Origin of the sequence: Francisella salimarina, from assembly GCF_007923265.1 — a bacterium.
Lineage (GTDB): Bacteria > Pseudomonadota > Gammaproteobacteria > Francisellales > Francisellaceae > Francisella > Francisella salimarina.
This window is the reverse complement of sequence record NZ_VOJA01000004.1, coordinates 288,794-314,529: the sequence shown is the minus strand read 5'-3', so window position 1 is coordinate 314,529 and position 25,736 is coordinate 288,794. Positions and strand designations below refer to the sequence as shown.

Below are 25,736 nucleotides of genomic sequence, written 5' to 3'. Positions count from 1 at the left end.
AAATTAAGACTTAAAAGGAAAACCAAATGCCTTAAGCAAAGCTCTTCCTTGATCATCATTTTTAGCTGTAGTAGTTATCGAAATATCTAAACCTCTGATAGAGTCAACTTTATCATAATCAATTTCAGGGAAAGAAATTTGCTCTCTCATACCTAAGCTATAATTACCTCTTCCATCAAAAGATTTAGCACTTAACCCCCTAAAATCTCTGATTCTAGGAATAGCAATTGTTATAAGTCTATCTAAAAATTCATACATACGCTCACCACGTAAAGTAACTTTAGCACCTATTGGCCATCCGTCACGAATTTTAAAACCAGCAATTGATTTTTTAGACTTAGTAACAACTGGTTTTTGACCAGCAATCGCTGTCAAATCATTTAACGCAAAAGTCATAATTTTCTTGTCTTTTGCAGCATCACCAACACCCATATTAAGAGTAATTTTCTCAATAGCAGGTACTTCCATTATATTATCCAGCCCTAGCTCAGACTTTAACTTAGCTACAAGCTCTTTTTGATAATAATCTTTTAATCTTGCCATAAAAACTTAGTCCTATAAGTCTACAAGCTCGCCATTAGATTTAAAGTAGCGAACCTTTTTCTCATCAACAAACTTGTAACCCACTCTATCTGCTTTTTCAGTAGCAGGGTTAAAGATAGCAACGTTAGAAGCATCAACAGGAAGTTCTTTCTCAACAACTCCACCTTCCACACCTCTATTAGGGTTAGGCTTAACATGCTTCTTAACAATATTAACACCTTCCACCAAAACTAAAGAACCGCCTTTAGCGAATGATTTAACAACGCCTCTACGACCCTTATCTTTACCAGCAATAACTATTACGTCATCACCTTTTTTTAATCTATTCATTATCTACACCTCAATAAATATAACTATAGTACTTCTGGTGCTAAAGATACGATCTTCATAAACTTCTCTGTACGTAGCTCTCTAGTAACAGGGCCAAAAATACGTGTCCCGATAGGTTGACCGTTAGCATTTAGAAGCACGGCAGCATTGCCATCAAAACGGACTTTAGAACCATCTTTTCTACGAACACCTTTAGCTGTTCTAACAACTACAGCATTATATACAGATCCTTTTTTAGCTTTACCTCTTGGAGCAGCTTCTTTCACAGTCACTTTTATAACATCTCCAATAGATGCATATCTGCGATGTGAACCACCCAAAACTTTAATACACTCTACTCTCTTAGCGCCACTGTTATCAGCAACTTGGAGTTCTGTTTGCATTTGAATCATACAAATAACCCTTAATTATTATTATATAAGACTGCTGAGTAATTTGCAGTCCGATAAATATACCAATAAACAAAAATAAAATCAAATTTATTATTTTTCTCTATGGATAATATCGACTAAACACCATTTCTTAGTTTTTGAATACGGTTTAGTTTCTTTGAACTTGATAACATCACCTTCTTTACATTCATTTTTCTCATCATGAACATAGTATTTTGTAGTTTTTTTAACAAACTTACCATATAAAGGGTGCTTAACATATCTTTCAGCTCTTACAACTACAGTTTTATCCATAGCTACGCTAGAAACTTTACCTTCTAACAATCTAATTTTATCGCTCATCTTCAAGGCACCTATTTATTCTTTTCTGATATTATTGTATTTATACGAGCAATATCTCTTTTTGCACTTTTAAACAAGTGATTCTTTTTTAATTGCCCTGTACCCTTCTGCATACGAAGAGAAAATAACTGTTGCAATAACTCTATTTTCGCTTCTTGCAATTGGTCAATACTTTTACCTCTATAATCTTTTAAAGTATCTTTTCTTTTCATTACATCACCTGCTTTTCAACAAAAGTTGTCTGCACTGGCATTTTAGCAGCTGCTCTAGCAAAAGCTTCACGCGCTAATTCTTCTTTTACACCAGTGATCTCATATAGTACACGACCCGGCTGAATTTGAGCAACCCAATATTCAACAGAACCCTTACCTTTACCCATACGAACTTCAAGAGGTTTTTGTGTAATTGGCTTATCTGGGAAGATTCTAATCCAAACTTTACCACCACGCTTAATATGACGAGTAATAGCTCTTCTTCCTGCTTCTATTTGTCTAGCAGTAACCCTACCTCTAGATGTCGCCTGTAGACCAAACTCACCAAAGCTTACTTTATTACCTCTGTGAGCCAAGCCTCTATTACGCATCTTCTGCTGTTTACGAAACTTTGTACGCTTAGGCTGTAGCATTATTTAGCTCCTTTTTTATTATTTTTCTGATTCAATTGACCAGGAAGAACTTCACCCTTATAGATCCAAACTTTAACACCTATGATACCATAAGTCGTCAACGCTTGAGCTGTAGAATAGTCTACATCCGCTCTAAAAGTTTGTAGAGGAACTCTACCATCTCTAGCCCACTCAGAACGAGCAATCTCAGCACCGCCTAAACGACCACTAACCATAATCTTGATACCTTTAGCACCTGATTTCATAGCAGCTTGCATAGCCTTTTTCATAGCTCTTCTGAACATTACTCTTTTTTCTAATTGCTGAGCTACACTATCAGCAACTAATTTAGCATCAATCTCTGGCTTACGCACTTCTTCAATATTAATCTGAACAGGTATACCCATTAACTTATTAACATCAGAACGTAATTTTTCAACATCTTCGCCCTTCTTACCAATCACGATACCAGGTCTTGCTGTATGTATTGTGATTTTAGCATTTTGAGCAGGTCTCTCAATTTGAATCTTACTAACTGCTGCTGATGCAAGTTTTTTATGCAAAAACTCTCTAACCTTAATATCTTCATTAAGCTTAGTAGCGTAGTCAGAAGAGTCAGCATACCACGTTGAATTATGCTCTTTTACTATGCCTAATCGAATTCCATTAGGATTTACTTTTTGACCCATTTTTACTACACCTCTTAATTTTTCTCAGCAACTTTCACAGTGATATGCGAAGTTCTTTTTAAAATACGATTTCCACGACCTTTTGCTCTAGCTTCAAAACGCTTCATAGTAGGACCCTCATCTACAAATACAGTTGAAACAAACAATGAGTCAACATCCATACCATCATTATGCTCTGCATTAGCGATAGCTGAATTTAAAACATCTTTAATTAGCACTGCTGCTTTCTTATTACTAAAAGTCAAAAGATTAATAGCTTGCTCTACAGGTAAGCCCCTGACTTGGTCTGCTACTAGTCTTGCCTTTTGAGCTGAGATTCTAGCATTTTTTAATTTAGCTTGTACTTCCATGTGTATAACCCCAACTATTTCTTCTTAGCTTTTTTATCAGCTGCATGACCACGGTAGTTACGAGTTACAGCAAACTCACCTAACTTATGACCTACCATCTCTTCAGTCATAAGAACTGGCACATGCTGTTGACCGTTATGTACAGCTATAGTTAAACCTATCATATCCGGCACAATCAATGATCTTCTCGACCATGTTTTGATTGGCTTTTTAGAATTACTTTCTTGCGCTTCAAAAACCTTCTTTAAAAGATGATGATCTACAAAAGGTCCTTTTTTTAATGAACGAGGCACAACCTTCTCCCTAATTACTTACGTTTTTGAACAATCAACTTATTAGAACGCTTATTTTTACGCGTCTTATAACCTTTAGTAGGCACACCCCATGGAGACACAGGATGTCTACCACCTGAAGTACGACCTTCACCACCACCATGCGGGTGATCTACTGGGTTCATCGCAACACCTCTTACAGTAGGTCTTACGCCTCTCCAGCGCTTCGCACCAGCCTTACCTAAAGATTTTAAGTTGTGCTCAGAATTTGATACCACACCAATAACAGCTCTACAATCAAGAAGCACTCTTCTCATCTCACCTGATCTTAAACGAATAATTGCATAAGCATTATCTTTACCAACCAACTGAGCGAAAGTACCAGCACTTCTGATCATTTGCGCACCTTTCATAGGCTTCATTTCGATATTATGAATAACTGTACCAAGAGGGATATTTCTCAATGGCATACAGTTACCTACAGCAACATCTACTTTTTCACCAGAAACTATCGACATATCTTTCTTTAAACCTTTAGGAGCGATGATATATCTTCTTTCACCATCAGCATAAAGTACTAAAGCAATATTTGCGCTACGGTTAGGATCGTACTCGATTCTCTCAACCTTAGCTACGATATTATCTTTGTTTCTTTTAAAGTCCACAACACGGTAATGCTGCTTATGTCCGCCACCTTGATGACGAACTGTAATTCTACCAGTATTGTTTCTACCAGCCTTACTCTTCTTAGCTTCTACCAAACCCTTAAACGGCTTACCTGTGTGTAATTCTGTATTCTTTACGCTCACTACGTGGCGACGGCCAGGTGAAGTAGGTTTAGCTTTTTTTATTTCAATCATGATTACAAACCTTCTCTAAGTTACTCTGCACCAACAAAACTGATGTCATGTCCTTCAGCAAGCTTTACATAAGCCTTTTTCCAAGCCTTTGTTCTACCCTCAACACGACCAAATCTACGAGCTTTACCTTTAACATTAAGGATATTCACAGATTCAACTTTAACCTCAAAAAGCTTCTCTACAGCACTTTTCACATCTTGCTTAGTCGCAGTTCTTGCTACTTCGAACACTATAGTAGAGTTAGCATCTGAAAGACCATAAGTCTTATCAGAAACGTGAGGTCTAACAACTGTCTTTAATAATTTTTCTTGAGAACTCATACTAGTTTCTCCTCTACTTCTTTAATAGCTTGCTTAGTGAATACAACATTCTCAAAGCAAACTAAAGAAACTGGATTAATTTCCACAGAATCACATACTGCAACATTCTTAAGGTTTCTAGAAGATAAGTATAAATTTTCATTAAACTCTTCCACACCAACAACAAAAAGAACATCTTTAACACCTAAAGAATCAACAATTGTCTTGAATTCTTTTGTCTTAGGAGTATCTAACTTCAACTGCTCAACAACAGTCATTCTGTCAGATCTAACCAATTCAGATAGTATTGATTTAACAGCACCTGAATACATTTTACGATTTACTTTTTGCTTATAGCTCTTAGGCTTAGCTGCAAATGTAACACCACCCTTTCTGAAAATAGGTGAACGGATCGTACCCGCTCTCGCTCTACCTGTACCTTTCTGTCTCCAAGGCTTAGCTCCACCACCAGATACTTCTGATCTAGTCTTCTGAGCTTTAGTACCTTGACGAGCGCCTGCCATATAAGCAACAACAACCTGATGAATTAGGGCTTCATTATAGTCAGCTGCAAATATACCATCTGCAACACCCACTACACCAGCCTCTGCACCAGCTAAAGATTTTATATTTAAGTCCACAACAACTCTCCGGTATAATTAATATTTATCTACTAACTTTTAACAGCTGGAGTAACGATAATATCTCCACCAACTGAACCTGGAATACCACCTTTCAAAAGTAATAAACCATTTTCCGCGTCCACTCTCACAACCTCAAGTGACTGAATAGTAACGTTTTCGCTACCTAAGTGTCCAGCCATCTTTTTGTTCTTGAATACTCTACCTGGAGTCTGGTTTTGACCAGTAGAACCATGAACTCTATGAGAAAGAGAGTTACCATGAGTAGCATCTTGAGTAGCAAAGTTGTGACGCTTAACACCACCTGCAAAACCCTTACCTTTAGATACACCTCTGACATCTACTTTCTGACCTGCTTCGAAAATAGTAGCATCAATAGATGCACCAACTTCGTACTCAGAAGCATTATCAATAGCAAACTCCCACAAACCTCTGCCCGGCTCAACACCAGCTTTCGCATAATGACCTGCAGCAGGCTTGTTTACATTAGAACGCTTTTTAAAACCAGTAGTTACTTGAATAGCATTATAACCATCCGTCTCAGCAGTTTTAACTTGAGTAACCTTGTTTGACTCAACTTGAACAACTGTAACAGGAATAGAAACACCATCTTCAGTAAATATACGAGTCATACCACATTTGCGACCAACTAATCCTAAAGACATTATTATATCCTCTATTATTATTATATTAACTCTGCAATTACGATTGACTGCAGAGACCTAACTAATACTATTTTCTGGAATTTCCAAAAAAGTATCGTATATATTAGCTTAAACTGATCTGAACATCAACACCTGATGCCAAATCAAGCTTCATTAGAGCATCTACAGTTTTATCCGTAGGTTCAACAATATCAATCAATCTCTTGTGAGTTCTGATCTCATATTGATCTCTTGCTTTTTTGTTTACGTGCGGAGAAATAAGAATTGTAAATTTCTCTTTACGAACTGGTAAAGGGATTGGTCCCTTTACTTGAGCCCCTGTTTTCTTAGCTGTATCAACAATTTCTTGAGTAGAAATATCGATAAGCTTATGATCAAAGGCTTTTAATCTAATTCTAATACGTTGATTATTTATAGCCATTTTAATTATATCCTTTTATTATGAGTTACGTGATTTGATTATTTCATCAGCAATATTATTTGGCACTTCAGAGTACTTCTTAAACTCCATAGAGAATGATGCTCTACCTTGGCTCATAGAACGCACATTCGTAGCATAACCAAACATTTCTGAAAGAGGAACTAGAGCATTAATAACTCTTCCGCTTGGGTTTTCGTCCATCCCTTCGATAATACCTCTTCTTCTGTTAAGGTCACCCATAACATCACCTAAATAATCTTCAGGAGTCACAACCTCAACCTTCATGATTGGCTCAAGTATACAAGCATTTGCTTTCTTAGCACCCTCTTTAAGAGCCATTGAAGCAGCAATCTTAAACGCCATCTCAGATGAGTCAACATCATGGTAAGAACCATCAAACAATGTAGCCTTAACACCAATCATAGGATAACCAGCTAATACACCATTTTGCATCTGCTCTTCGATACCTTTAGCAACTGAACTAATATACTCTTTTGGTACCACACCACCAACAATCTCGTCAACAAACTCAAAAGTTTTCTCTTCACCAGCATCGTTAGTCTCAACAGCCAATGGTTCAAACTTAACAACAACATGACCGTATTGACCTCTACCACCAGACTGACGAACAAACTTACTATCTTGATCCACAGTTCCACGGATAGTTTCTCTGTAAGCAACCTGAGGGTTACCAACATTTGCCTCAACCTTGAATTCACGCTTCATACGATCAACAATAATATCTAAATGAAGCTCACCCATACCAGAGATAATTGTTTGACCAGACTCTTCATCTGTCTTAACTCTGAAAGATGGATCTTCCGCAGCTAGTTTACCTAACGCAATAGACATCTTCTCTTGGTCAGCCTTAGTCTTAGGCTCAACAGCAACAGAAATTACTGGCTCAGGGAATTCCATTCTTTCTAAAATTACTGGCTTATCAAGATCACAAAGAGTATCACCAGTAGTAACATCTTTAAGACCAATACAAGCAGCAATATCACCAGCTCGTACTTCTTTAATCTCTTCACGTTTATTTGAGTGCATCTGTACAATACGACCAACACGCTCTTTTTTACCTTTTACAGGGTTATATACAGCATCACCAGACTTAAGCACACCCGAATAAACACGTATAAATGTTAGGTTACCAACAAACGGGTCTGTAGCAAGCTTAAACGCAAGAGCTGCAAATGGCTCTTCATCAGATGAAGGACGAGAAGCTGGCTCACCATCCTCTGTCTCACATTTGATAGCAGCAACTTGGTTAGGAGCTGGCAAGTATTCAATAACACCATCAAGTACAGCTTGAACACCCTTGTTCTTAAACGCAGATCCACAGAATGCCAATACGATTTCGTTAGCTAACACTCTAGTGCGAAGACCTTGTTTAATCTCATCTTCAGAAAGCTCGCCTTCTTCAAGGTATTTTTCCATAAGCTCTTCAGAAGCTTCTGCAGCAGCCTCAATCATCTCCATACGAAGTTCTTCAGCTCTATCTTGAAGCTCAGCTGGAATATCAACAAGATCATAAGTTAGACCCATGTCTTCTTCATTCCACATGATGGCCTTCATCTTCATAAGATCAACAACACCTTTGAAATCTTCTTCAGCACCAATATTTAACTGAACCGGAACAACATTTGCTTTTAAACGCGTTCTAATCTGGCCACACACTCTTTCAAAGTCAGCACCAGATCTATCCATTTTATTTACAAATACGATTCTTGGTACACCATACTTATTAGCTTGACGCCATACCGTCTCTGACTGAGGCTCAACACCAGATGAACCACAGAAGACAACTACCGCACCATCTAGTACACGTAGTGAACGCTCTACCTCAATAGTAAAGTCAACGTGACCCGGAGTGTCAATAATATTTATACGATGCTCTGGAAACTGCTGATCCATACCAGACCAAAAAGTTGTAGTAGCAGCAGAAGTAATTGTAATACCTCTTTCTTGCTCTTGCTCCATCCAATCCATAGTGGCAGCACCATCATGCACCTCACCAATCTTATGAGAAAGACCAGTATAGAATAGAATACGCTCTGTAGTAGTTGTTTTACCTGCGTCAACGTGAGCGCAGATACCAATATTTCTATATTTTTCTAAAGCTGTTTTACGAGGCATTTTCTATTCTCCTATTACCATCTAAAGTGAGCAAATGCTTTGTTAGCTTCAGCCATCTTATGAGTATCTTCTCTCTTCTTGACAGCAGCACCTCTACCTTCTACAGCCTCTAGAATTTCCGCAGCAACTCTATCACCCATAGTATTTTCTTTTCTCTTACGCGCAGCATCAATTATCCATCTCATACCTAGAGTTTGACGACGCTCTGGTCTAACCTCTACAGGAACCTGATATGTAGCACCACCAACGCGACGAGACTTAACTTCCACCATTGGACTAACACTTTCTAAAGCATTCTCAAACACTTCCACCTCGTTAGCGGATGCATCTTTAGCTTTAATTTTATCAAATGCACCATACACAATCTTTTCTGCTACAGACTTCTTACCATCTAGCATAATATGGTTCACAAACTTAGCAACAACCTGACTCTTAAACTTAGGATCAGGTAGAATATCTCTTTTAGGAGCTCTATTTCTTCTAGACATTTTTACACCTTCTTCAAATGTTAAACTTTAAACACAAATTAAGACTTAGGACGCTTAGTACCATACTTTGAACGACCGTGCTTACGATTATTAACACCTGAAGTATCTAAAGCACCCCTAACAATGTGGTAACGCACACCTGGTAAATCCTTAACCCTACCACCTCTGATAAGCACAACACTATGCTCTTGTAGGTTATGACCTTCACCACCAATGTAGCTTGTTACCTCAAATCCGCTCGTTAATCTTACACGAGCTACTTTTCTAAGTGCTGAGTTAGGCTTCTTAGGAGTTGTAGTATACACCCTAGTACACACACCTCTTCTTTGTGGACACGCCTTTAACGCAGGAACCTTAGACTTAACAACCGATCTCTTGCGAGGGTTGTTCACCAACTGATTAATAGTTGCCATTAGTTATTATTCTCCGTTTTTTATCAGTTTTGTTTTAAATTGATTTCAAATGCCTGACAAGGATGTGATCCCTGCAAAAATAGCATTAGACAGAAATAATAACAAAAAAGCAAAAGAAAGAAAAGAAAAAGTATTATTTATCAGAGTTGCCAAAAACAGACTTAAACGCAACATAAAGATAGTTACACATAGAGTAAACCGTAAGAATTACCGCAACATAAAGCATTAAAAAACCTAATAAGATAAACCAAGTATTAAAGCTAGCATAATCCAAAGAGTGCCTAAAATCTATCGCAGGCTTAATCAAAAATATAAATAAAGCCGCCATCTGGGCTGTTGTTTTGATCTTACCCCAAACACCTACCTTAACGACACTACGCTGACCAAGCTCAGCCATCCACTCACGCAGTGCTGATACCAAAATCTCTCGACATATCATAATAATTGCTGGAATTGTTGCCCACCAATAAGGATACATTTCAATAAAAAGACATAATGCAGTAGCCACTATCAACTTATCAGCAACAGGATCCAAAAAAGCACCTAATTTACTTGTTTGCTCCCACTTACGCGCTAAATAGCCATCCAACCAGTCAGTAGCTGCCCCAAGCAAAAATAAAGTAGCTGTAATACCATGATGATGAGGAAAGTCAAAATAATAACAAATTACAATAAAAGGTATTAGAAACAAACGTCCAAAAGTTAGAATATTTGGAATATTAAAAAACATAAATCAAACTCCAGTGTGACCAAACCCACCAGCCGCCCTGACTGTCTGTTGGGAAAAGTCTTCTACAACATCAAACTTTGCTTGAACCACGGGAACAATAACAAGCTGAGCAAATCTCATCAGAGGCTCTATCTCTATAACTTCTTGAGAACGGTTAAAACAAGAAACCATCAATTCACCTTGATAATCAGAATCAATAAGGCCTGTACCGTTACCCAATACCAAACCTTTCTTGTGCCCCAAACCTGACCTAGGTAAGATCATAGCTGCATAGCCTGAATTTGCGATATTAATTGCAATACCAGTACCAACAAGTTTACACTCGCCAGGATTCAAAAACTCTTTTTGAGATATGCAAGCTCTAAGATCAACTGCGGCCGAACCCTCTGTGCCATATTCAGGCACCTCTTTGACAATATCTTTATTTAAAATTTTTAGCTCTATATTCAAAACAGCTCTCCTACACAACAAATACACCTGCCAGGTAACCCAATGTAACAAAAATAGGCAGAGCAGGCATATAGCCATCCAACCTATCAAGCACACCACCATGACCAGGCAAAATATTACCACTATCCTTTACACCAGCAATTCGTTTCATCATACTTTCAAAAACATCTCCAACCACTGACAAAGCAGCAACTACAGCCGAAATAACAACCATAGATACATATTCAAAAATGCTCAAATCCATAAATAAAAGAAATATAACCGCAATAACTACCGCACAAGCCATACCACCCAAAAGGCCTTCAATAGTTTTATTTGGGCTCAAGCGAGGAAGCATTTTACGCTTACCCATTGCTTTACCTGTAAAATAAGCTCCACTATCAGCCCCAGCCACAACCAAAATAAACATAAATATCCAAGCAATTGAATTGGTGTGCAACACATATAATGAAGCAGCAAATGGCGAAATCGCAAAAACACCAAGTATCAACATTTCATTGGTAGACAATGCATCAAACTTCTGGCGCTCATAACCACTAAGCCTATAAATCGCATACAGCCAAAATATTGGAAAAACATACTGAATATAAACAAAAAACTCAGAAACAACAAACAAGATTATCATAAATATCACAAGATAATTAACCGTCTCTTGCTGACTAATCTTTGTGAACTTTAGCCACTCATATGCCGAAAGCATTGCAACCAAAAAGACACCAACACCAAAAAGATAGTCACTTGCATACACAAGCCCCGCAAAAACAAAAATTACTAACAATACTCCTGTTATTATCCTTTCTTTCATACATCCCTCTTATCAAGTTGTTCACCACTCTTACCAAATCTTCTCTGGCGTGAGTTAAAATATTCTTCTGCCTTCTGAAATTCAAACTTAGTAAACTCAGGCCACATAACATCAGTAAAATACATTTCAGCATACGACAGCTGCCACAACATAAAATCACTCAACCTAACCTCGCCACTAGTACGAATAAGCAAATCAACCGGCATCTCGCCAGCGATCGTATAACTAGCAAAATTTTCTTCTGTCACATCACTCAAACGCATCTTACCATTACTTACATCTTCAAAGATAGATTTCATAGCAGTAACAATATCCCATCTTCCAGCATAATCAACTGCCAACCTAAGCTGCAACCCAGTATTGTCTTTTGTAACAGACTCACCATACTCTATCATACGCACAAGCTTGTCTGGCAACCTAGATCGATCACCAATAACTTTAAGAACAATATTATTTTTATGTAGTTTTGGAGTCTTATCCTTGAGAGTCTTATAGAAAAGATCCATCAAATCAGAAACTTCTTTAGCAGGCCTAAGCCAATTATCTCGACCAAAAGCAAAGAGAGTCAGCATCTGAATATTACGCTCAGCACAATACTCTATAGAAGCATCTACACTAGATATAGAATTTCTATGACCAAATATTCTTGGCTTTAGCTTACTTTTAGCCCAACGCCCATTACCATCCATAATTATAGCAACATGCTTAAGAGCATTTTCCTTAGCCAAGGTCATGACAAATACTTATATAAATATTTAAACTACGTAAATAATAAGAAAGAATAGAGTGAAATACAAGTTTTATTAAGAAATCTAATAATTAGACAGCCATTAAATCTTGCTCTTTTTTAACCGCTAACGCATCAGCTTGAGCAATCATTTTATCTGTAATTTTTTGAATATTATCTTCTGCTCTCTTAGCTTCATCTTCAGTTATTTCTTTTTCTTTAAGAAGCTCTTTAATGTCACTATTAGCATCACGACGAATATTTCTAATAGAAACTCTACCACTTTCTGTTTCAGACTTAACAAGCTTAACCATTTCTTTTCTACGCTCTTCATTAAGAGCAGGCATCGGAACTCTCAAACTATCACCAAGGTTAGTTGGGTTAAGACCAAGATCAGAAGTCATAATAGCCTTCTCAATTTGCCCAGAAAGACCTTTCTCCCATGGAGTAATACCCAACGTTCTTGCGTCAAGCACTGTAACATTTGCCACCTGAGTAATCGGTGTGGCAGAGCCATAATAGTCTATAGTTACATGAGCCAAAATATCAGGATGAGCACGACCCGTTCTGATTTTAGCCAAATCATCGGCTAAAACCTCTAAAGACTTAGTCATTCTGCTTTCAGCATCTTTTAGAATTTCGTTTATCATAAAAACAATCCTTTTTAAAAATCAATTAGTCTAAAGTAACCCACGTACCATGTTTTGAATCAGCAACAGCATCAATCAAAGCATTTGGCTGAGTCAAATCAAAAACATATATTGGAATACCAAAATCCCTGCATTGAGTAAATGCACCCAAATCCATAACATTCAACTCTTTACTAACGACCTCTGAGAAAGTTACTTTTTCAAAGCGCTTAGCATCTGAATGCTTATTAGGATCCTTATCATACACACCATCAACAGTTGTGGCTTTCAACAAAGCATCTGCACCAACCTCGACTGCTCTCAAACTAGCCGTAGTATCTGTAGTCACAAATGGGTTACCAGTACCACCAGCAAATATCAAAACCTTACCCTTCGCAAGCTCCTGATTGAATTCATGTGCACTAGCCACCTTTAACAAACCATCTACACCTTTTGCTGAAAAAGCTTCGGCATCGACACCTTCGCTAATAAGCATATCACGCAAAGCTAAAGCGTTGATCATGGTAGCAATCATACCCATAGAATCAGCGGTAGCTCTTCTGATTTTATTACCAAAGTTAGCTCTGCCACCACGCAAGATATTACCACCACCAACAACTATTGCTAGCTCAATACCCGCGTTAACAAGAGTTTTGATTTGATTTATGATAGGGGCAGCAGATTCAACATTTATACCAAAACTTTGATCTGCCGATAAAGATTCTCCACTTAACTTAAGAAGGACCCTCTTAAGCTTTGGAGCATTTTGAGAACATTCTAACGAATCATTAGACATATATTAACCTTTGATTTGGCTCATCACCTCTGCCGCGAAGTCTTCTTCTTTCTTCTCGATACCTTCACCAACATCTAGACGAATAAAGCTAACTACTTTAGCTCCCTTGTCTTTAACAAGCTTTTCAACTTTGATGCTAGGATCTTTCACGAAATCTTGACCAGTTAAGCTAACTTCACCAGTGAACTTCTTCATACGACCCACAACCATCTTTTCAGCGATTTCTTTAGGTTTACCAGACTGCATAGCAATCTCTACTTGAATAGCTTGCTCTTTTTCTACAACATCCGCTGGAACATCACTTGGATTAACATACTGAGGATTAGCAGCTGCAACATGCATAGCGATATCTTTAGCAAGCTCATCGTCACCACCCTCTAAAGCAGCAACAACACCGATTCTACCACCATGAATATAAGCACCTAAATTACCAGCTTCGATAGTTTTAACTCTACGAACCTGAATATTCTCACCAATCTTAGCAATTAAAGATTTACGAGCTTCTTCAACTGTTTCACCAGACTCAGTTTTAGCAGCTAAAACCTCTTCGATAGTTGTAGCTTTTGCAGCATGAGCAGCTTTCACAGCGTTTTGAGCAAATGCTTTGAAAGTATCATCTCTAGCAACAAAATCTGTCTCTGAGTTGATTTCAAGTAGAACAGCTCTACCATCAGCAGCATAAACTTCGATAACACCTTCAGCCGCCACACGAGAAGCCTTCTTATCAGCTTTCGCCTGTCCAGAAATTCTCATTTCTTCAGCAGCTTTTTCAATATCACCAGCAGCAGCAACTAGAGCTTTTTTACACTCCATCATACCAGCACCAGTTCTTTCTCTAAGTTCTTTCACTAATTTAGCAGAAATATTTGACATTGTTTTATCCTTGTTTGTTTCTTATGCTTCTGTAGTTTCTTCAGCTTTTGCTTCTACTGCTCTATCTAAACCTTGTGCATCGATAACAGCATCTGCAAATTTTGCCATATAGAAAGATATTGATTTAACAGCATCATCATTACCAGGGATGATGTAATCAATACCTTCAGGGTTTGAGTTAGTATCTACGATAGATACAACTTTGATACCTAATTTTTGAGCTTCTTGAATAGCGATGTGCTCTTTGTTACTATCAATAACAACGATAGCATCAGGTAAGCCACCCATCTCTTTGATCCCACCAAGAACTTTTTCTAGCTTCTCGATAGTTCTGATATTTTGAAGCATTTCTTTCTTAGTTAATGAATCTAAAGTACCATCTTCTTTCATCTTTTCTAACTGAGCAAGTCTTTTGATAGATTGTCTAACAGTCTTATAGTTAGTCAACATACCACCTAGCCATCTATGACTCACAAATGGCATACCACATCTTTTAGCTTCTGCTTCTATGATATCTTGTGCTTGTCTTTTTGTACCAACAAAAAGAACCTTACCGCCATTAGCTACAGTTTTACCAACAAAGTTAACTGCATCTTGGAAAAGAGGAACTGTTTTCTCAAGGTTAATAATATGTACACCATGGTTAATACCGAAGATGTATTCTTTCATTTGAGGGTTCCAGAAAGCTTTTTTGTGTCCAAAGTGAACACCAGCAGATAACATTTCTTTCATTAAAGACATTTTGATTTTCCTTATTTGGGTTATATCTAGTATCTTAGTCACGCCAAATATCGAAACCGACACCCTTTGACATAACTTTTGGTTAAAAGATACATGATTTATTAATTAAACATTCTGCTTATAATATATAAGCCGTAAAATTTTATCACACTTAATTTATAAATTACAAAAGGTATTTTATATTTATTTAAAATGCTAAAATATTGCAAAATAATTGTAAAAACCCAACATCAAAATGATTTCACTAATAGTAGCTTATGATAAAAACCTTGGGATAGGCAAAGAGAATACATTAGCTTGGAAACTTTCTGAAGATCTTAAAAACTTTAAAAAGATAACTGAGGATAATTATATAGTAATGGGAAGAAAAACCTTTGAATCAATTGGTCGCCCACTCCCTAACCGTAAAAATATCATCCTAACTAGAGATAAAGACTACAAGCAGGACAAATGTTTAATAATTAACAGTGTTCAAGAAATTCTAAACTTCGCGCAATCAAAACCTCATTATGAGATTTTTGTAATTGGTGGTGCTCAGATTTATAAGGAATTTTTGCAATATGCCGATAGACTATATATAACTGAAGTCGACATAGAAATGAGTGATCTTGATGCTTTCTTTCCTAAGTGGGACAAATCTAAATACAAACGCATAGGCCATAAACAATTCAAAAAAGATGATAAAAACGAGTTTGACTTTACATTTGCCGTATATGAAAAAACCTCTATCTAATCTTCGGTAAATAAAGCTGTCGATAGGTATCTCTCGGCACTAGACGCAAAGATAATTACTATCAATTTATTCTCATTCTCTATACGTTGTGCTATTTCAATTGCCGCTTTCAATGCTGCACCTGATGAGATACCAGCAGGCACACCCTCTTCACGCGCTACTAAACGAGCATACTCTAAAGCATCCACATCACTAACTGTAACAATATCATCGATCACAGATGTATTTAGAATCTCTGGAACAAAGCCAGCACCTATACCTTGAATTTTATGCGGACCAGATTTACCACCGGATAAAACAGGACTAGATGTAGGTTCCACAGCCACTGCCTTAAAACTAGATTTCTTATGCTTGAGAACTTCGGCAACACCTGTAATGGTACCACCCGTGCCTACACCTGCAACTAAAATATCAATCTCACCATCAGTATCTTGCCAGATTTCCAAGGCTGTTGAAGCCCTGTGTGCTTCTGGGTTAGCTGGATTAGTAAACTGACCCAATATAACACTATCTTTTAATTCTTTTAACAAGTCATTGGCTTTGGCAATTGCTCCAGTCATACCCTCTGCCGCAGGAGTTAAGATAAGCTTGGCTCCAAAGTGTTGTATTAATTTTCGTCTTTCAACCGATACAGTCTCTGGCATAGTAATAATTAGATCATAACCTTTTGCAGCAGCAATAAATGCCAGTCCAATCCCAGTATTGCCTGACGTTGGCTCTATCAAAGTTGTAGCACCAGGCTTTATATCGCCAACCTTTTCAGCATTTTCGATAAGATTAAGAGCTACCCTATCCTTTACAGATGAGAGCGGATTAAAAAACTCTAACTTAGCAATCAACTTAGCTTTTAAGTCAAACAACCTCTCAATTTTATGTAACCTAAGCAATGGAGTTTTACCAATAGTTTCACTGAAATTGTCAGATATATTCATAGCACAACCTTTTGATACTCTATACAAATAACAATTGATATTCTACCCTATTTGGATGGCTAAAACATCGATTTTATAATAGTATAATAAAACCACAACAACGCTTAGAGGCGCCATGATTAAACTAATACAGTACTATCGAGATCAAGATCCTGCTGCTCCAAGTATTCTTGAGACAATATTTGCATATCCTGGATTACATGCAATATTACTTCATAGACCCGCAAATCTACTATGGCGTTTTAAGTTAAAATTTTTGGGTAGACTCCTGTCTCATATATCTAGATTTCTAACAGGAATCGAAATACATCCTGGGGCAACTATCGGCTCATACTGTTTCATTGATCATGGTATGGGTATTGTAATTGGTGAAACAGCAATAGTTGGAAATTATGTATCACTATATCATGGCGTAACTCTTGGTTCATCTGGAAATCCAAAGCTGAGATACACAAAACGTCACCCAACAGTTGAAGATGAAGTAATAATTGGAGCTGGTGCTAAAATCTTAGGTGATATAACTATTGGCAAACACTGCAGAGTATCGCCAAACAGTGTAATAACTGAAAGTATGGAGCCATATACTACTGCTCTACCCACACAAACAAAGATAATTCTTCAACCAAGTCAATAAAACTTCTATAAAAATAGATAGAGAGAGCACTCCTTAACGACATAAAAAAAAGCCACTTTAAGTGGCTTTTTAAATTTGGCATCCCGTAGGGGATTCGAACCCCTGTTGCCGCCGTGAAAGGGCGGTGTCCTAGGCCTCTAGACGAACGGGACATAAGACTTTTCAAACCACTGTCTCCAGCGGAATAATGAGTATTATAATGACTTTTAGACTCTAGTCAAGCAGTTTTTAAAAATTTTTGCTTTTTTTATGCTATGACCAATTAATATAGTGAGCTATTAATATAAAAATCCAAGATACGAAGTACATAAAAATAATAAAAGGTATAATCGCTCTTAACCACTTCACATACGATACCCTAGCTAAAGCTAACATTGCCAAAGTCCCTCCTGCTGTTGGAGATATCATATAAGTAAAGCCATCTCCAACTTGGAATGCTAATATCATAAGCTGTCTTTTCATTTCTACCATATCAGCGACAGGAATTAGGATAGGCATAGTAGCCAGAGCCTGTCCAGACCCACCAGGGATAAAGAAATTTATAACACTTTGAACTAATGTCATCAAAATAGCGGAAACAGAAGCTGGAATATAACTAAGCATATCACCTAGGTAATAAATAATAGAATCTATTATTTGACCCTCTTTAAGAATCACCTGAATAGCTGCAGCCAGACCAATAACTAAAGCTCCAGGAGTAACTCTCGACGCTCCCTCCATCATAAACTTCACATACTGATTAGGGTTATATTTACAAATAACTGCAACAAGCATAGATATAATTAAAAATACCGCAGCAATCTGATTAATATACCAAGGCATACCTAAGACTGATCGCCCATCAGATTTTGTTATACCTGAAAGGATTGAACAAACAGCTATAACAAGTATTCCTAAAGCAAAAACCAGTATGACCAAAATATCTCTTAGGCTCATATGATAATCTTCAATATTTTTAGATAAAAGCGCTTTCCCTTCTTGACACTCTTCTTTAGGAGCTATGAATTTTGCTATATAAGAACCCAATATAGTCAAAGCTACAAAAACCATAATAGTTCGTAAACCAGCTCCTGAAAATAATGGTAAATCAGCTATTTTTTGCGCAACCCCAATAGTATATGGATTTATAGGAGACAGAGCAAAACCCATGCCTATACCACCAACAGCAATACATACACCAACAACTCTTGAAAGACCAAGAGCTGCTGATATTATCAAAGCTACAGGCACTAGTGCGATATTATTCTCATAACCAACAGCTATTCCAAAAATACCATAGATATAAGTAGCCAAAAAGATTAGCAATGTCTTTCTCTTAAAACCTATATGCTTAACTGCGGTTCCTATGGCATGCTCTAATGCTTGTGATTTATCAAGAAGGTGAAATAAACCTCCAGCAATAAATACTATAAACAAATATTCCGAAGCTGATTCTAGCCCTTTTGGAATTGCTTCAAACACGCCAAATAAACTAATACCATGATTAGGTAAACGATGAAAAAACTTAGTACCAACTGTAGTAACTCCACTAGCTACATCTTTTGTAAATTCGCCTGCTGGAATAATATATGTCAAAATCGAAGCCAGGATTATAACAATAAATATTATAACCATTGGGTCACTAATTTTGTGATACCACTTTGACTCCAATCTAGCTTTATCACTCATAGTATTACTTCCTATGAGTAATCAAATTTTTGCAAGAATCTCTGTATAACTTTAGCAGCTATAGTGGCATCATTATAATCTATCTCTTCTTCAAAATGATGGCTTAAACCATCTTTACAACGCAAGAATAACATTGAGATAGGAGTAAGATTAATCATAGCTAAACCATCATGACCAGCACCACTAAACAATGAAAAAGGAGCTTCACTCTCTTCTTTTATAGCATCAAGAAGTTGATCTTGCATTTTCTTATCACAAAAAGGTCCTTCCATCTCATAATTTTTAGTATAAGAAATTTTCACACTATATTCTTGTTCAACACTTTTAAAGAATTCAGCAATTTTTTCCATTGCTTCTTTTCTCAAACTACTATGTGGAGAGCGTATTTCAATCGTCATATCAACATGATCAGGAATTACATTAACAGCATTAGGAGATACATTTAACTCACCAACAACACCAACTAAATCCTCTGTTGATTTGAATAGCTTATCAGCAAAACGAATAATCTCTGCACCAGCAACCAAAGCATCTTGTCTCATATTCATAGGAGTTGTACCAGCATGGTTTGCCTTGCCTTGGATATTTACAGCGTATCTTTGAATTCCGGTGATAGCAGTTACCACGCCAACTGGAAGCCCTTTTTGTTCAAGAACTGGACCTTGCTCAATATGTGCTTCAAAAAAACCAAGAACATCATCTTTATTTCTCTTACATTTAGCAATTTCATCTGGATTGGCTCCGATTGATTTAAGAGCATCATAAATTGATATACCATCTTTATCAGTCGCTTTTATTAAGGCATCTAGAGATACATCTCCATTTAAAGCTTTACTTCCCAATAAAGTCTCTGGAAAGCGAATACCTTCTTCATCACCAAAAGCTATGAGCTCAATACTATAATCAAGCTCAATACCCGCATCGTGCATTTTTTTCAGCACATATAATGGTAAAAGTACACCTAATATTCCATCATATTTTCCACCTTCAATAACACTATCTTGATGAGATCCTATAATTAAGGTTTTAGAGGTTTTTTTACCTTGCTTTCTGCCAACAACATTTCCCAAAGCATCTAAATGAGTTTCAAAACCTGCTTCTTGCATCCAGCCATCTATAACAGGGATAATTTGCTTATGCTCTTTACTACAAAATAATCTAGTAACTCCTTTTTGTGATGAGCTAAAAGTTGCTGCTGTATCAAAGTACTTTTTTAACTCTGCAATATCATAATTAATCTTCATATTTATCTCTCTTATAGTTTTTCTTATTAAAAAATATCTTCTATCCAGCTTTATGTGGATTATTTATAGTTGGTATGGATTTTATAAATTCTTGATAATTGTTCGCAGCATAGTATGAATATAGTTTTCGAATATCTGTTATAACTCCATTTTCAGAATAATCGACCCTTAGGTCACAAGGTGGTAAGTCTTCACTAACAACTCTTACAGCTATCGAAACAGCTCCTTGTTTATCTCCACCAGCTAACAATCCTGCCTCTAGCGAATCTATAATTTGTTCAACAAAATCATCACTTTTTGAGTTCTCATACGCAGAAATCATATTATCTAAAACCCGCTTACCAACTAGACGATTCCCTGCAACAGCTAAATTCTTCTTAAGGATATGTCCACAGAATGAATCGTTAAACTCACCTGTCCAACCAGCTGTATTACCCTGCTTATCCATGAGAATAAATTGGCGATAATTTGAATTAAGATCTTTTTCAATAATTCTATTAAGAACTTGTGTTGAGTTTTGGTCTTTTAGTAACTCTTCTGCCCAATAGTGGTAAAGATGGTTGGTATAATACCCCTGTGTAGCTGAAACTATCTGATTTGGTAAAGCGTGATGAACAAAGCCTCCTACAGCAACAGATGCTGTAATAGTCCCTACGCCGTACTGTTTACCTTTTTTAGCAATAATTGAATAAGTCAAAACAAAACCAAAAGTTAAGTACTAAACTTAAATACTAAATGTTTTATATACAGATATCTAGATATTAACTTTTAGATTTTATAAAAAATGAAGAAGGTAGAAAATATAAACTTATAATTCACAAAGCTCTTTGATTGCTTTTTGCAGTCTGGACAATACTTTTTCTTTACCCAAAAGCTTAAGAGTAATACCAATATCAGGTGATTGCCCCGATCCTGTAACAGCAATACGTAATGGCATACCAACTTTACCCATACCAACTTCACACTGCTCTGCTGTTGATGCAACTACGTTATGCAAAGTATCTGGATCTTGCCATTGCTGAGTTTCCAAAGCTTCAAAATTTTCTATAAGCTTAATAAATATATCACCTGTTGTCGCTTTAATATGCTTTTTAACAGCTTTTTCATCATAGGTAATATCATCACTATAAAAGTAGCTTGATTTTTCTGTAAGCTCTACTAGAGTGTCAACTTTTTCTGCCATAACAGCTACTAGATCTTGAAGCTCAGGGCCGTTAGCGATATCCAAACCAGCTTTGACAAAATGGTATTCAATTTCATCTCTGATATCTTCAAAGTTAGACTCTTTAATATAGTGTTTGTTTAACCATTTAAGTTTCTCAAAATCAAAACGTGATGGCGATGCGCTGATGTGCTCCAAATTAAAGGACTCTATCATTTCATCTATAGAAAAAACCTCTTGATCCCCATGCGACCACCCAAGTCTAACTAAATAATTAAGTATAGCCTGAGGTAAATAACCATCTTCACGGTACTGCATAACATTAACTGCGCCATGTCGCTTAGACAACTTTGCTCCATCTGGGCCAAGAATCATTGGCACATGTGCAAATACTGGGACATTAACATTTAAGGCTTTGTATATGTTGATTTGTTTAGGAGTATTATTAACATGATCATCTCCACGAATAATATGTGTAATACCCATATCCATATCATCAACAACCACACAAAAATTATAAGTAGGCGAACCATCCGCTCTTTGGATGATCATGTCATCAAGCTCTTGATTAGCAATTGAAATCCTACCCTTTACAGCATCATCCCAGCTTACAACTCCGTCAGTAGGATTTTTGAATCTAACTACAAAACTATCGCCCTCTTTTGGCACATAGTTTGTATCACGACATTTACCATCATAACCAGTTTTAAGATTATTTGCTTGTTGGTACTCTCTTAGCTCTTCTAGCCTTTCTTTAGAACAATTACAATAATATGCCTTACCTTCTATTATCAATTGCTTAATAACTTCATGATATCTATCAAAACGCTTTGTCTGATAGTAAATTTCACCATCATTTTCTAACCCAAGCCAGCTCATACCATCTAAAATCGCATCCACTGCCTCCTGAGTAGACCTTTCTAAATCAGTATCTTCGATTCTTAAGATAAAATTACCTTTTTTATTCTTAGCATAAAGCCAACTGAAAAGCGCTGTACGCACCCCCCCAACATGTAAAAAACCTGTTGGACTTGGTGCAAATCTTGTTGTGATCATATAATAAGTACCTTGAATATAAAATTGCTTAAAGATTAAACTAGAAATAGGTTTCTTGCAAGAGTTAGCAGATCGAATTAGGATACTGTTTTTGGAAAGAGTTATCCATTATATAATACCACCTTTTGTCATTTTGTATGGATCAGCGGCTCGACTAAACTCCTCTTCAGACAAAAAACCAAGAGCTTTATTTGCCTCAGCTAACGATAAGTTGTTACTATCTGCATAATGCGCCATTTTAGAAGCTTTATCATAGCCTATCACTGGACTAAGAGCTGTAACAAGCATTAATGAATTTTTGAGATAAGAATCTATTTTGTCATGATTTGGCATCATTCCTTCTAAAAGATATTTTGTAAAGTTCACACAACTATCTGAAATAATCTTAATCGATTGAATAATATTAAAAATAATCAAGGGCTTATAGACATTCATTTCAAGATATCCTGCAGAACCACCGATACCAACAGCAACATCATAACCCATTACTTGAGCAGCAACCATTGCCATAGCTTCACATTGTGTAGGATTAACCTTTCCAGGCATAATTGATGATCCAGGCTCATTCTCAGGGATTAACAACTCATGAAACCCCGCTCTAGGGCCACAGCTTAATAAGCGAATGTCATTAGCAATCTTAAATAGTGAATTTGCTAAAGTTTTGAGCTGACCCATAATCGCAACTAAAGCGTCATGTGAACCTTGCACCTCGAATTTATTTGTGGCTGTAACAAATGGTAGCCCAGTAATAGAAGCAATATGTTTCGCTACAATTTCAGCAAAGCCATTAGGTGCATTTAATCCAGTACCAACAGCTGTTCCACCGAGAGCTAACTCATATACATCTTTTAAAGATTCTTTGATTCTTTGAATATTTTTCTCAAGTAGCGCCGCATAGCCTGAAAACTCCTGTCCGAGAGTTAGTGGCACAGCATCTTGCATATGAGTTCTGCCAATCTTAGCGATAGCTTGCCAGTCGTTGCTCTTTCTTTTTAGATCCTCATACATGTATTCGAGAGCTGGTAATAATTGTTTATTTATCTCAAAAGCAGTAGCAATATACATCGCACTTGGAAAGGCATCATTTGATGATTGTGACATGTTGACATCATCATTTGGATGAATAGGATATTTACTACCCTTTTTGCCACCCAGTAGCTCAATCGCTCTGTTTGAAATAACCTCATTGACATTCATATTTGATTGCGTACCACTGCCGGTCATCCAAACATGTAGTGGAAAATGATTATCAAGCTGGCCGGAAATTATCTCATCAGAAACTGTAACAATGATATCTCGCTTATTTGTAGGCAAAATACCTAGCTCATTATTGGTATTTGCCGCTGCTTTTTTGATAATGGCTAAAGCCTTGATAACTTCTATAGGCATCAAATCCTTACCTATAGAGAAATGCTCTATAGATCGCTGAGTTTGAGCACCCCAATAATATCTGTCATCAACTTTGACTTCCCCCATACTATCAGTTTCTATTCTATACAAAGCCATCACCCACAGTGAACATCTTGATAAATCTAAGATAACATCAATAACACTAAAAACAAACTTAACAAATAGCATAATAGATCACTATTGAATTTAGTAACTAAAGAATATTAAATATTGCTTATAAGCTAATTATGGATATCAGTTACCATGGAATTATTTGAATTTTTGATTGATCCTAACTACAAGTTACTATTAGTTATCCCTGTAGCAATACTCTATTATGCACTTAATTTTTTATTTGGTGAAACTGAGAAAGTAAATGTCTTTAGTCATCATAAGATAAAAGATATGGCTGAAATAATAGAGAAAATAAACTCTACTACAGACCCTATCGCTAGAGCAGCTTTGTATTTACAATTTAAGATAGATCATAAAAACTTTCTCAAGCGTGAATTTGCAATAGCTCCACCGAGATTTAGAGATATTTACTTACTAAATAAACTTACTGAGTATCTTTCTTTTCAAGAAATAAAAAAATTAAACAAACTAAAAGCCGTTATTTTTGATAATAAAAACAATACTTTTTATATTACTCCAAGTTTAAAAATCCTAAGGAAAGTAATAACTAGTTTCATTACATTTATACTTTTAACACTATTAGCATTTTTAGTGTTAATAGTCTTTGATAAAATCATCTATCTAAACTTTGAAATAAAAGGCAGTATAAAAATAATGAGATATTTCTATGAAACTATGATCTCAATATTTATGTTACTAATGTATATAAAAACTTTAAGATCAATTTCACTAATAATATTTCTAAAAAAAGATTTCCCAAAAATAATAACTAAGCTACCAGAAAACTTTAACTGGAAATGTCCTGTAAGGGTTAATTGCTAAATAACTTTAAGATGAGTCTATAACTCAAAAAACATTGTTGTATATTTTTGAATCAAATATACTGAGTTAATCTTTTGATAAAATTTTACTTTTTAATTATGAATATCGTCGAATATGCCAAAACTCGCTACACTACAAAAGCTTATGATCCAACAAAAAAGTTAAACTCTGAACAAGTCCAACAAATAAAAGACTTGCTAAGATTCACACCGTCAAGTGTAAACTCACAGCCATGGCATTTTATCCTAGCAACATCTGATAAGGCAAAAGCCAAAATTTCAAAAGCTGCTGAAAATATACACCCAAAAAATGTAACAAATATTAAAGACTGTGCTTTGGCTATAGTATTTTGCCTAAAAACTGATATCGATGATAAATATCTACAGCTACTTCTTGATCAAGAGCGTAAAGATGGTAGATTCCCTACTTCAGATTTTGAAAATATGCAAAGAGATGTACGCAAAAAATTTGCTCTAGCATACAAAGACAAGCCACAAGAATTACAGATTTGGACAGAAAAGCAGCTTTATATTGCCCTTGGTAATATTCTATTAGGATTATCCGCCCTGAAAATAGATGCTACACCAATGGAAGGTATCGAAGCTAATATAATAGACGAAGAATTTAATCTAAGAGAAAAAGGTTATAAAACATCCGTGGTTGTAACTGTTGGTTATGCTTCAGAAGAAGATTTTAATGCTAAATTGCCAAAATCTAGACTACCTGAAGATAAAATATTTACAGAAATTTAGCTTATTACATTAA

35 protein-coding genes and 1 tRNA gene are annotated in these 25,736 nt (G+C 36.3%); 4 read left to right on the top strand and 32 right to left on the bottom strand.

Annotated elements, in window-relative coordinates:
* Positions 1 to 3 precede the first annotated feature (3 nt).
* The 25 genes from rplE to rpsB all read right to left on the bottom strand — a co-directional run bounded on the left by rplE (position 4) and on the right by rpsB (position 15,196).
* A complete protein-coding gene (gene rplE, locus FQ699_RS07045; RefSeq protein ID WP_013922028.1) occupies positions 4 to 543 on the bottom strand; it encodes a 50S ribosomal protein L5 in 540 nt (179 codons plus the stop codon).
* A 12-nt stretch (positions 544 to 555) separates the two neighbouring features.
* Positions 556 to 873, bottom strand: coding sequence for a 50S ribosomal protein L24 (rplX, locus tag FQ699_RS07040; protein ID WP_013922027.1), 318 nt, complete (start codon positions 871 to 873; stop codon positions 556 to 558).
* A gap of 23 nt (positions 874 to 896) precedes the next feature.
* Positions 897 to 1,265 carry a 50S ribosomal protein L14 gene (rplN, locus tag FQ699_RS07035; RefSeq protein WP_013922026.1) on the bottom strand — a complete coding sequence of 123 codons (369 nt, stop codon included), beginning with the start codon at positions 1,263 to 1,265 and terminating at the stop codon, positions 897 to 899.
* Positions 1,266 to 1,355: 90 nt separating this feature from the next.
* A complete protein-coding gene (gene rpsQ, locus FQ699_RS07030) occupies positions 1,356 to 1,607 on the bottom strand; it encodes a 30S ribosomal protein S17 (RefSeq protein ID WP_013922025.1) in 252 nt (83 codons plus the stop codon).
* A gap of 11 nt (positions 1,608 to 1,618) precedes the next feature.
* Positions 1,619 to 1,819 carry a 50S ribosomal protein L29 gene (gene rpmC / locus FQ699_RS07025; protein ID WP_003017801.1) on the bottom strand — a complete coding sequence of 67 codons (201 nt, stop codon included), beginning with the start codon at positions 1,817 to 1,819 and terminating at the stop codon, positions 1,619 to 1,621.
* Positions 1,819 to 2,232 (bottom strand): 50S ribosomal protein L16, encoded by a 414-nt coding sequence (rplP, locus tag FQ699_RS07020; protein ID WP_013922024.1) that lies wholly within the window; start codon positions 2,230 to 2,232, stop codon positions 1,819 to 1,821. The genes rpmC and rplP overlap by 1 nt, the downstream gene beginning before the upstream one ends.
* Positions 2,232 to 2,900 carry a 30S ribosomal protein S3 gene (gene rpsC, locus FQ699_RS07015; RefSeq protein WP_013922023.1) on the bottom strand — a complete coding sequence of 223 codons (669 nt, stop codon included), beginning with the start codon at positions 2,898 to 2,900 and terminating at the stop codon, positions 2,232 to 2,234. Before rpsC ends, rplP begins: the two co-directional genes overlap by 1 nt.
* 14 nt (positions 2,901 to 2,914) lie before the next feature.
* Positions 2,915 to 3,250 (bottom strand): 50S ribosomal protein L22, encoded by a 336-nt coding sequence (gene rplV / locus FQ699_RS07010; protein WP_013922022.1) that lies wholly within the window; start codon positions 3,248 to 3,250, stop codon positions 2,915 to 2,917.
* Positions 3,251 to 3,264: 14 nt separating this feature from the next.
* The gene (rpsS, locus tag FQ699_RS07005; RefSeq protein WP_004286613.1) at positions 3,265 to 3,543 is read right to left on the bottom strand and encodes a 30S ribosomal protein S19; all 279 of its coding nucleotides are present in this window, start codon (positions 3,541 to 3,543) and stop codon (positions 3,265 to 3,267) included.
* A gap of 14 nt (positions 3,544 to 3,557) precedes the next feature.
* On the bottom strand, positions 3,558 to 4,382 hold the full coding sequence (rplB, locus tag FQ699_RS07000) for a 50S ribosomal protein L2 (RefSeq protein ID WP_013922021.1): 825 nt from the start codon (positions 4,380 to 4,382) through the stop codon (positions 3,558 to 3,560).
* 20 nt (positions 4,383 to 4,402) lie between these two features.
* The gene (gene rplW, locus FQ699_RS06995; protein ID WP_146421725.1) at positions 4,403 to 4,702 is read right to left on the bottom strand and encodes a 50S ribosomal protein L23; all 300 of its coding nucleotides are present in this window, start codon (positions 4,700 to 4,702) and stop codon (positions 4,403 to 4,405) included.
* Entirely contained in the window at positions 4,699 to 5,322 is a 624-nt protein-coding gene (rplD, locus tag FQ699_RS06990) for a 50S ribosomal protein L4 (protein ID WP_146421724.1), read from the bottom strand. The genes rplW and rplD overlap by 4 nt, the downstream gene beginning before the upstream one ends.
* A 32-nt stretch (positions 5,323 to 5,354) precedes the next feature.
* Complete coding sequence (rplC, locus tag FQ699_RS06985; protein ID WP_013922018.1) at positions 5,355 to 5,987, bottom strand: 50S ribosomal protein L3; 633 nt, start codon at positions 5,985 to 5,987, stop codon at positions 5,355 to 5,357.
* A 103-nt stretch (positions 5,988 to 6,090) separates the two neighbouring features.
* Positions 6,091 to 6,408, bottom strand: a complete 318-nt coding sequence (gene rpsJ, locus FQ699_RS06980) for a 30S ribosomal protein S10 (protein ID WP_004286618.1) — start codon at positions 6,406 to 6,408, stop codon at positions 6,091 to 6,093.
* Positions 6,409 to 6,426: 18 nt separating this feature from the next.
* Entirely contained in the window at positions 6,427 to 8,544 is a 2,118-nt protein-coding gene (fusA, locus tag FQ699_RS06975; RefSeq protein ID WP_013922017.1) for an elongation factor G, read from the bottom strand.
* Positions 8,545 to 8,558: 14 nt separating this feature from the next.
* Positions 8,559 to 9,032, bottom strand: coding sequence for a 30S ribosomal protein S7 (rpsG, locus tag FQ699_RS06970; protein ID WP_013922016.1), 474 nt, complete (start codon positions 9,030 to 9,032; stop codon positions 8,559 to 8,561).
* Between the two features lie 38 nt (positions 9,033 to 9,070).
* Positions 9,071 to 9,445 carry a 30S ribosomal protein S12 gene (rpsL, locus tag FQ699_RS06965; RefSeq protein ID WP_003035357.1) on the bottom strand — a complete coding sequence of 125 codons (375 nt, stop codon included), beginning with the start codon at positions 9,443 to 9,445 and terminating at the stop codon, positions 9,071 to 9,073.
* A gap of 133 nt (positions 9,446 to 9,578) precedes the next feature.
* Positions 9,579 to 10,175: a CDP-diacylglycerol--glycerol-3-phosphate 3-phosphatidyltransferase gene (gene pgsA, locus FQ699_RS06960; protein WP_013922015.1), complete on the bottom strand. Its 597-nt coding sequence runs from the start codon at positions 10,173 to 10,175 to the stop codon at positions 9,579 to 9,581.
* Positions 10,176 to 10,178: 3 nt separating this feature from the next.
* Positions 10,179 to 10,625: a dUTP diphosphatase gene (gene dut, locus FQ699_RS06955; protein ID WP_146421723.1), complete on the bottom strand. Its 447-nt coding sequence runs from the start codon at positions 10,623 to 10,625 to the stop codon at positions 10,179 to 10,181.
* A gap of 10 nt (positions 10,626 to 10,635) precedes the next feature.
* Positions 10,636 to 11,430: a phosphatidate cytidylyltransferase gene (locus FQ699_RS06950; protein WP_146421722.1), complete on the bottom strand. Its 795-nt coding sequence runs from the start codon at positions 11,428 to 11,430 to the stop codon at positions 10,636 to 10,638.
* Entirely contained in the window at positions 11,427 to 12,164 is a 738-nt protein-coding gene (gene uppS / locus FQ699_RS06945; protein WP_013922012.1) for a polyprenyl diphosphate synthase, read from the bottom strand. Before uppS ends, FQ699_RS06950 begins: the two co-directional genes overlap by 4 nt.
* 85 nt (positions 12,165 to 12,249) lie before the next feature.
* Positions 12,250 to 12,807 carry a ribosome recycling factor gene (frr, locus tag FQ699_RS06940; RefSeq protein WP_013922011.1) on the bottom strand — a complete coding sequence of 186 codons (558 nt, stop codon included), beginning with the start codon at positions 12,805 to 12,807 and terminating at the stop codon, positions 12,250 to 12,252.
* A 25-nt stretch (positions 12,808 to 12,832) separates the two neighbouring features.
* Positions 12,833 to 13,582, bottom strand: a complete 750-nt coding sequence (pyrH, locus tag FQ699_RS06935; protein WP_146421721.1) for a UMP kinase — start codon at positions 13,580 to 13,582, stop codon at positions 12,833 to 12,835.
* Positions 13,583 to 13,585: 3 nt separating this feature from the next.
* Positions 13,586 to 14,455 carry a translation elongation factor Ts gene (gene tsf, locus FQ699_RS06930; RefSeq protein ID WP_013922009.1) on the bottom strand — a complete coding sequence of 290 codons (870 nt, stop codon included), beginning with the start codon at positions 14,453 to 14,455 and terminating at the stop codon, positions 13,586 to 13,588.
* Between the two features lie 21 nt (positions 14,456 to 14,476).
* Positions 14,477 to 15,196: a 30S ribosomal protein S2 gene (gene rpsB, locus FQ699_RS06925; RefSeq protein ID WP_013922008.1), complete on the bottom strand. Its 720-nt coding sequence runs from the start codon at positions 15,194 to 15,196 to the stop codon at positions 14,477 to 14,479.
* Between the two features lie 235 nt (positions 15,197 to 15,431).
* Between rpsB and FQ699_RS06920 the strand changes: the two genes are divergently transcribed.
* Positions 15,432 to 15,929, top strand: coding sequence for a dihydrofolate reductase (locus tag FQ699_RS06920; protein WP_146421720.1), 498 nt, complete (start codon positions 15,432 to 15,434; stop codon positions 15,927 to 15,929).
* Here FQ699_RS06920 and cysK read toward each other — a convergent pair.
* Entirely contained in the window at positions 15,926 to 16,861 is a 936-nt protein-coding gene (cysK, locus tag FQ699_RS06915; RefSeq protein WP_146421719.1) for a cysteine synthase A, read from the bottom strand. The genes FQ699_RS06920 and cysK overlap by 4 nt on opposite strands.
* Positions 16,862 to 16,976: 115 nt before the next feature.
* Between cysK and epsC the strand changes: the two genes are divergently transcribed.
* Entirely contained in the window at positions 16,977 to 17,495 is a 519-nt protein-coding gene (gene epsC, locus FQ699_RS06910; protein WP_146421718.1) for a serine O-acetyltransferase EpsC, read from the top strand.
* Positions 17,496 to 17,571: 76 nt separating this feature from the next.
* On the opposite strand, the gene FQ699_RS06905 is transcribed toward epsC, so the two are convergent.
* The 6 genes from FQ699_RS06905 to fumC all read right to left on the bottom strand — a co-directional run bounded on the left by FQ699_RS06905 (position 17,572) and on the right by fumC (position 24,125).
* Positions 17,572 to 17,647: transfer RNA gene (locus FQ699_RS06905), tRNA-Glu, on the bottom strand.
* Between the two features lie 100 nt (positions 17,648 to 17,747).
* Positions 17,748 to 19,163 (bottom strand): YfcC family protein, encoded by a 1,416-nt coding sequence (locus tag FQ699_RS06900; RefSeq protein WP_146421717.1) that lies wholly within the window; start codon positions 19,161 to 19,163, stop codon positions 17,748 to 17,750.
* Between the two features lie 11 nt (positions 19,164 to 19,174).
* Positions 19,175 to 20,407, bottom strand: coding sequence for a M20 family metallo-hydrolase (locus FQ699_RS06895; protein WP_146421716.1), 1,233 nt, complete (start codon positions 20,405 to 20,407; stop codon positions 19,175 to 19,177).
* 40 nt (positions 20,408 to 20,447) lie between these two features.
* Positions 20,448 to 21,104, bottom strand: coding sequence for a DUF1028 domain-containing protein (locus FQ699_RS06890; RefSeq protein ID WP_146421715.1), 657 nt, complete (start codon positions 21,102 to 21,104; stop codon positions 20,448 to 20,450).
* A gap of 111 nt (positions 21,105 to 21,215) precedes the next feature.
* The gene (gene gltX, locus FQ699_RS06885) at positions 21,216 to 22,625 is read right to left on the bottom strand and encodes a glutamate--tRNA ligase (protein ID WP_146421714.1); all 1,410 of its coding nucleotides are present in this window, start codon (positions 22,623 to 22,625) and stop codon (positions 21,216 to 21,218) included.
* 108 nt (positions 22,626 to 22,733) lie between these two features.
* The gene (gene fumC, locus FQ699_RS06880) at positions 22,734 to 24,125 is read right to left on the bottom strand and encodes a class II fumarate hydratase (RefSeq protein WP_146421895.1); all 1,392 of its coding nucleotides are present in this window, start codon (positions 24,123 to 24,125) and stop codon (positions 22,734 to 22,736) included.
* Positions 24,126 to 24,278: 153 nt separating this feature from the next.
* Here fumC and FQ699_RS06875 point away from each other — a divergent pair, with 153 nt between their 5' ends.
* Together FQ699_RS06875 and nfsB are read left to right on the top strand one after the other, a co-directional pair.
* Positions 24,279 to 24,971: a hypothetical protein gene (locus tag FQ699_RS06875; RefSeq protein WP_146421713.1), complete on the top strand. Its 693-nt coding sequence runs from the start codon at positions 24,279 to 24,281 to the stop codon at positions 24,969 to 24,971.
* Between the two features lie 98 nt (positions 24,972 to 25,069).
* Entirely contained in the window at positions 25,070 to 25,723 is a 654-nt protein-coding gene (gene nfsB / locus FQ699_RS06870; protein ID WP_013921998.1) for an oxygen-insensitive NAD(P)H nitroreductase, read from the top strand.
* Positions 25,724 to 25,736: the final 13 nt, after the last annotated feature.

Bases quoted from the DNA above. Each gene is read 5' to 3' on its own strand.
- rplN (WP_013922026.1), bottom strand. From the start codon at position 1,265: ATGATTCAAATGCAAACAGAACTCCAAGTTGCTGATAACAGTGGCGCT.
- rplV (WP_013922022.1), bottom strand. From the start codon at position 3,250: ATGGAAGTACAAGCTAAATTAAAAAATGCTAGAATCTCAGCTCAAAAG.
- FQ699_RS06900 (WP_146421717.1), bottom strand. From the start codon at position 19,163: ATGAGTGATAAAGCTAGATTGGAGTCAAAGTGGTATCACAAAATTAGT.
- rplB (WP_013922021.1), bottom strand. From the start codon at position 4,382: ATGATTGAAATAAAAAAAGCTAAACCTACTTCACCTGGCCGTCGCCAC.
- gltX (WP_146421714.1), bottom strand. From the start codon at position 22,625: ATGATCACAACAAGATTTGCACCAAGTCCAACAGGTTTTTTACATGTT.
- FQ699_RS06895 (WP_146421716.1), bottom strand. From the start codon at position 20,407: ATGAAGATTAATTATGATATTGCAGAGTTAAAAAAGTACTTTGATACA.
- rplX (WP_013922027.1), bottom strand. From the start codon at position 873: ATGAATAGATTAAAAAAAGGTGATGACGTAATAGTTATTGCTGGTAAA.
- FQ699_RS06950 (WP_146421722.1), bottom strand. From the start codon at position 11,430: ATGAAAGAAAGGATAATAACAGGAGTATTGTTAGTAATTTTTGTTTTT.
- rpsJ (WP_004286618.1), bottom strand. From the start codon at position 6,408: ATGGCTATAAATAATCAACGTATTAGAATTAGATTAAAAGCCTTTGAT.
- FQ699_RS06920 (WP_146421720.1), top strand. From the start codon at position 15,432: ATGATTTCACTAATAGTAGCTTATGATAAAAACCTTGGGATAGGCAAA.
- cysK (WP_146421719.1), bottom strand. From the start codon at position 16,861: ATGAATATATCTGACAATTTCAGTGAAACTATTGGTAAAACTCCATTG.
- rpsG (WP_013922016.1), bottom strand. From the start codon at position 9,032: ATGTCTAGAAGAAATAGAGCTCCTAAAAGAGATATTCTACCTGATCCT.
- uppS (WP_013922012.1), bottom strand. From the start codon at position 12,164: ATGACCTTGGCTAAGGAAAATGCTCTTAAGCATGTTGCTATAATTATG.
- epsC (WP_146421718.1), top strand. From the start codon at position 16,977: ATGATTAAACTAATACAGTACTATCGAGATCAAGATCCTGCTGCTCCA.
- rplP (WP_013922024.1), bottom strand. From the start codon at position 2,232: ATGCTACAGCCTAAGCGTACAAAGTTTCGTAAACAGCAGAAGATGCGT.
- rpsL (WP_003035357.1), bottom strand. From the start codon at position 9,445: ATGGCAACTATTAATCAGTTGGTGAACAACCCTCGCAAGAGATCGGTT.
- rpsC (WP_013922023.1), bottom strand. From the start codon at position 2,900: ATGGGTCAAAAAGTAAATCCTAATGGAATTCGATTAGGCATAGTAAAA.
- rpmC (WP_003017801.1), bottom strand. From the start codon at position 1,819: ATGAAAAGAAAAGATACTTTAAAAGATTATAGAGGTAAAAGTATTGAC.
- rplE (WP_013922028.1), bottom strand. From the start codon at position 543: ATGGCAAGATTAAAAGATTATTATCAAAAAGAGCTTGTAGCTAAGTTA.
- FQ699_RS06875 (WP_146421713.1), top strand. From the start codon at position 24,279: ATGGAATTATTTGAATTTTTGATTGATCCTAACTACAAGTTACTATTA.
- rpsQ (WP_013922025.1), bottom strand. From the start codon at position 1,607: ATGAGCGATAAAATTAGATTGTTAGAAGGTAAAGTTTCTAGCGTAGCT.
- rplW (WP_146421725.1), bottom strand. From the start codon at position 4,702: ATGAGTTCTCAAGAAAAATTATTAAAGACAGTTGTTAGACCTCACGTT.
- frr (WP_013922011.1), bottom strand. From the start codon at position 12,807: ATGATAAACGAAATTCTAAAAGATGCTGAAAGCAGAATGACTAAGTCT.
- tsf (WP_013922009.1), bottom strand. From the start codon at position 14,455: ATGTCAAATATTTCTGCTAAATTAGTGAAAGAACTTAGAGAAAGAACT.
- rpsB (WP_013922008.1), bottom strand. From the start codon at position 15,196: ATGTCTTTAATGAAAGAAATGTTATCTGCTGGTGTTCACTTTGGACAC.
- fusA (WP_013922017.1), bottom strand. From the start codon at position 8,544: ATGCCTCGTAAAACAGCTTTAGAAAAATATAGAAATATTGGTATCTGC.
- pyrH (WP_146421721.1), bottom strand. From the start codon at position 13,582: ATGTCTAATGATTCGTTAGAATGTTCTCAAAATGCTCCAAAGCTTAAG.
- nfsB (WP_013921998.1), top strand. From the start codon at position 25,070: ATGAATATCGTCGAATATGCCAAAACTCGCTACACTACAAAAGCTTAT.
- rplC (WP_013922018.1), bottom strand. From the start codon at position 5,987: ATGTCTTTAGGATTAGTTGGTCGCAAATGTGGTATGACTCGTATATTT.
- pgsA (WP_013922015.1), bottom strand. From the start codon at position 10,175: ATGTTTTTTAATATTCCAAATATTCTAACTTTTGGACGTTTGTTTCTA.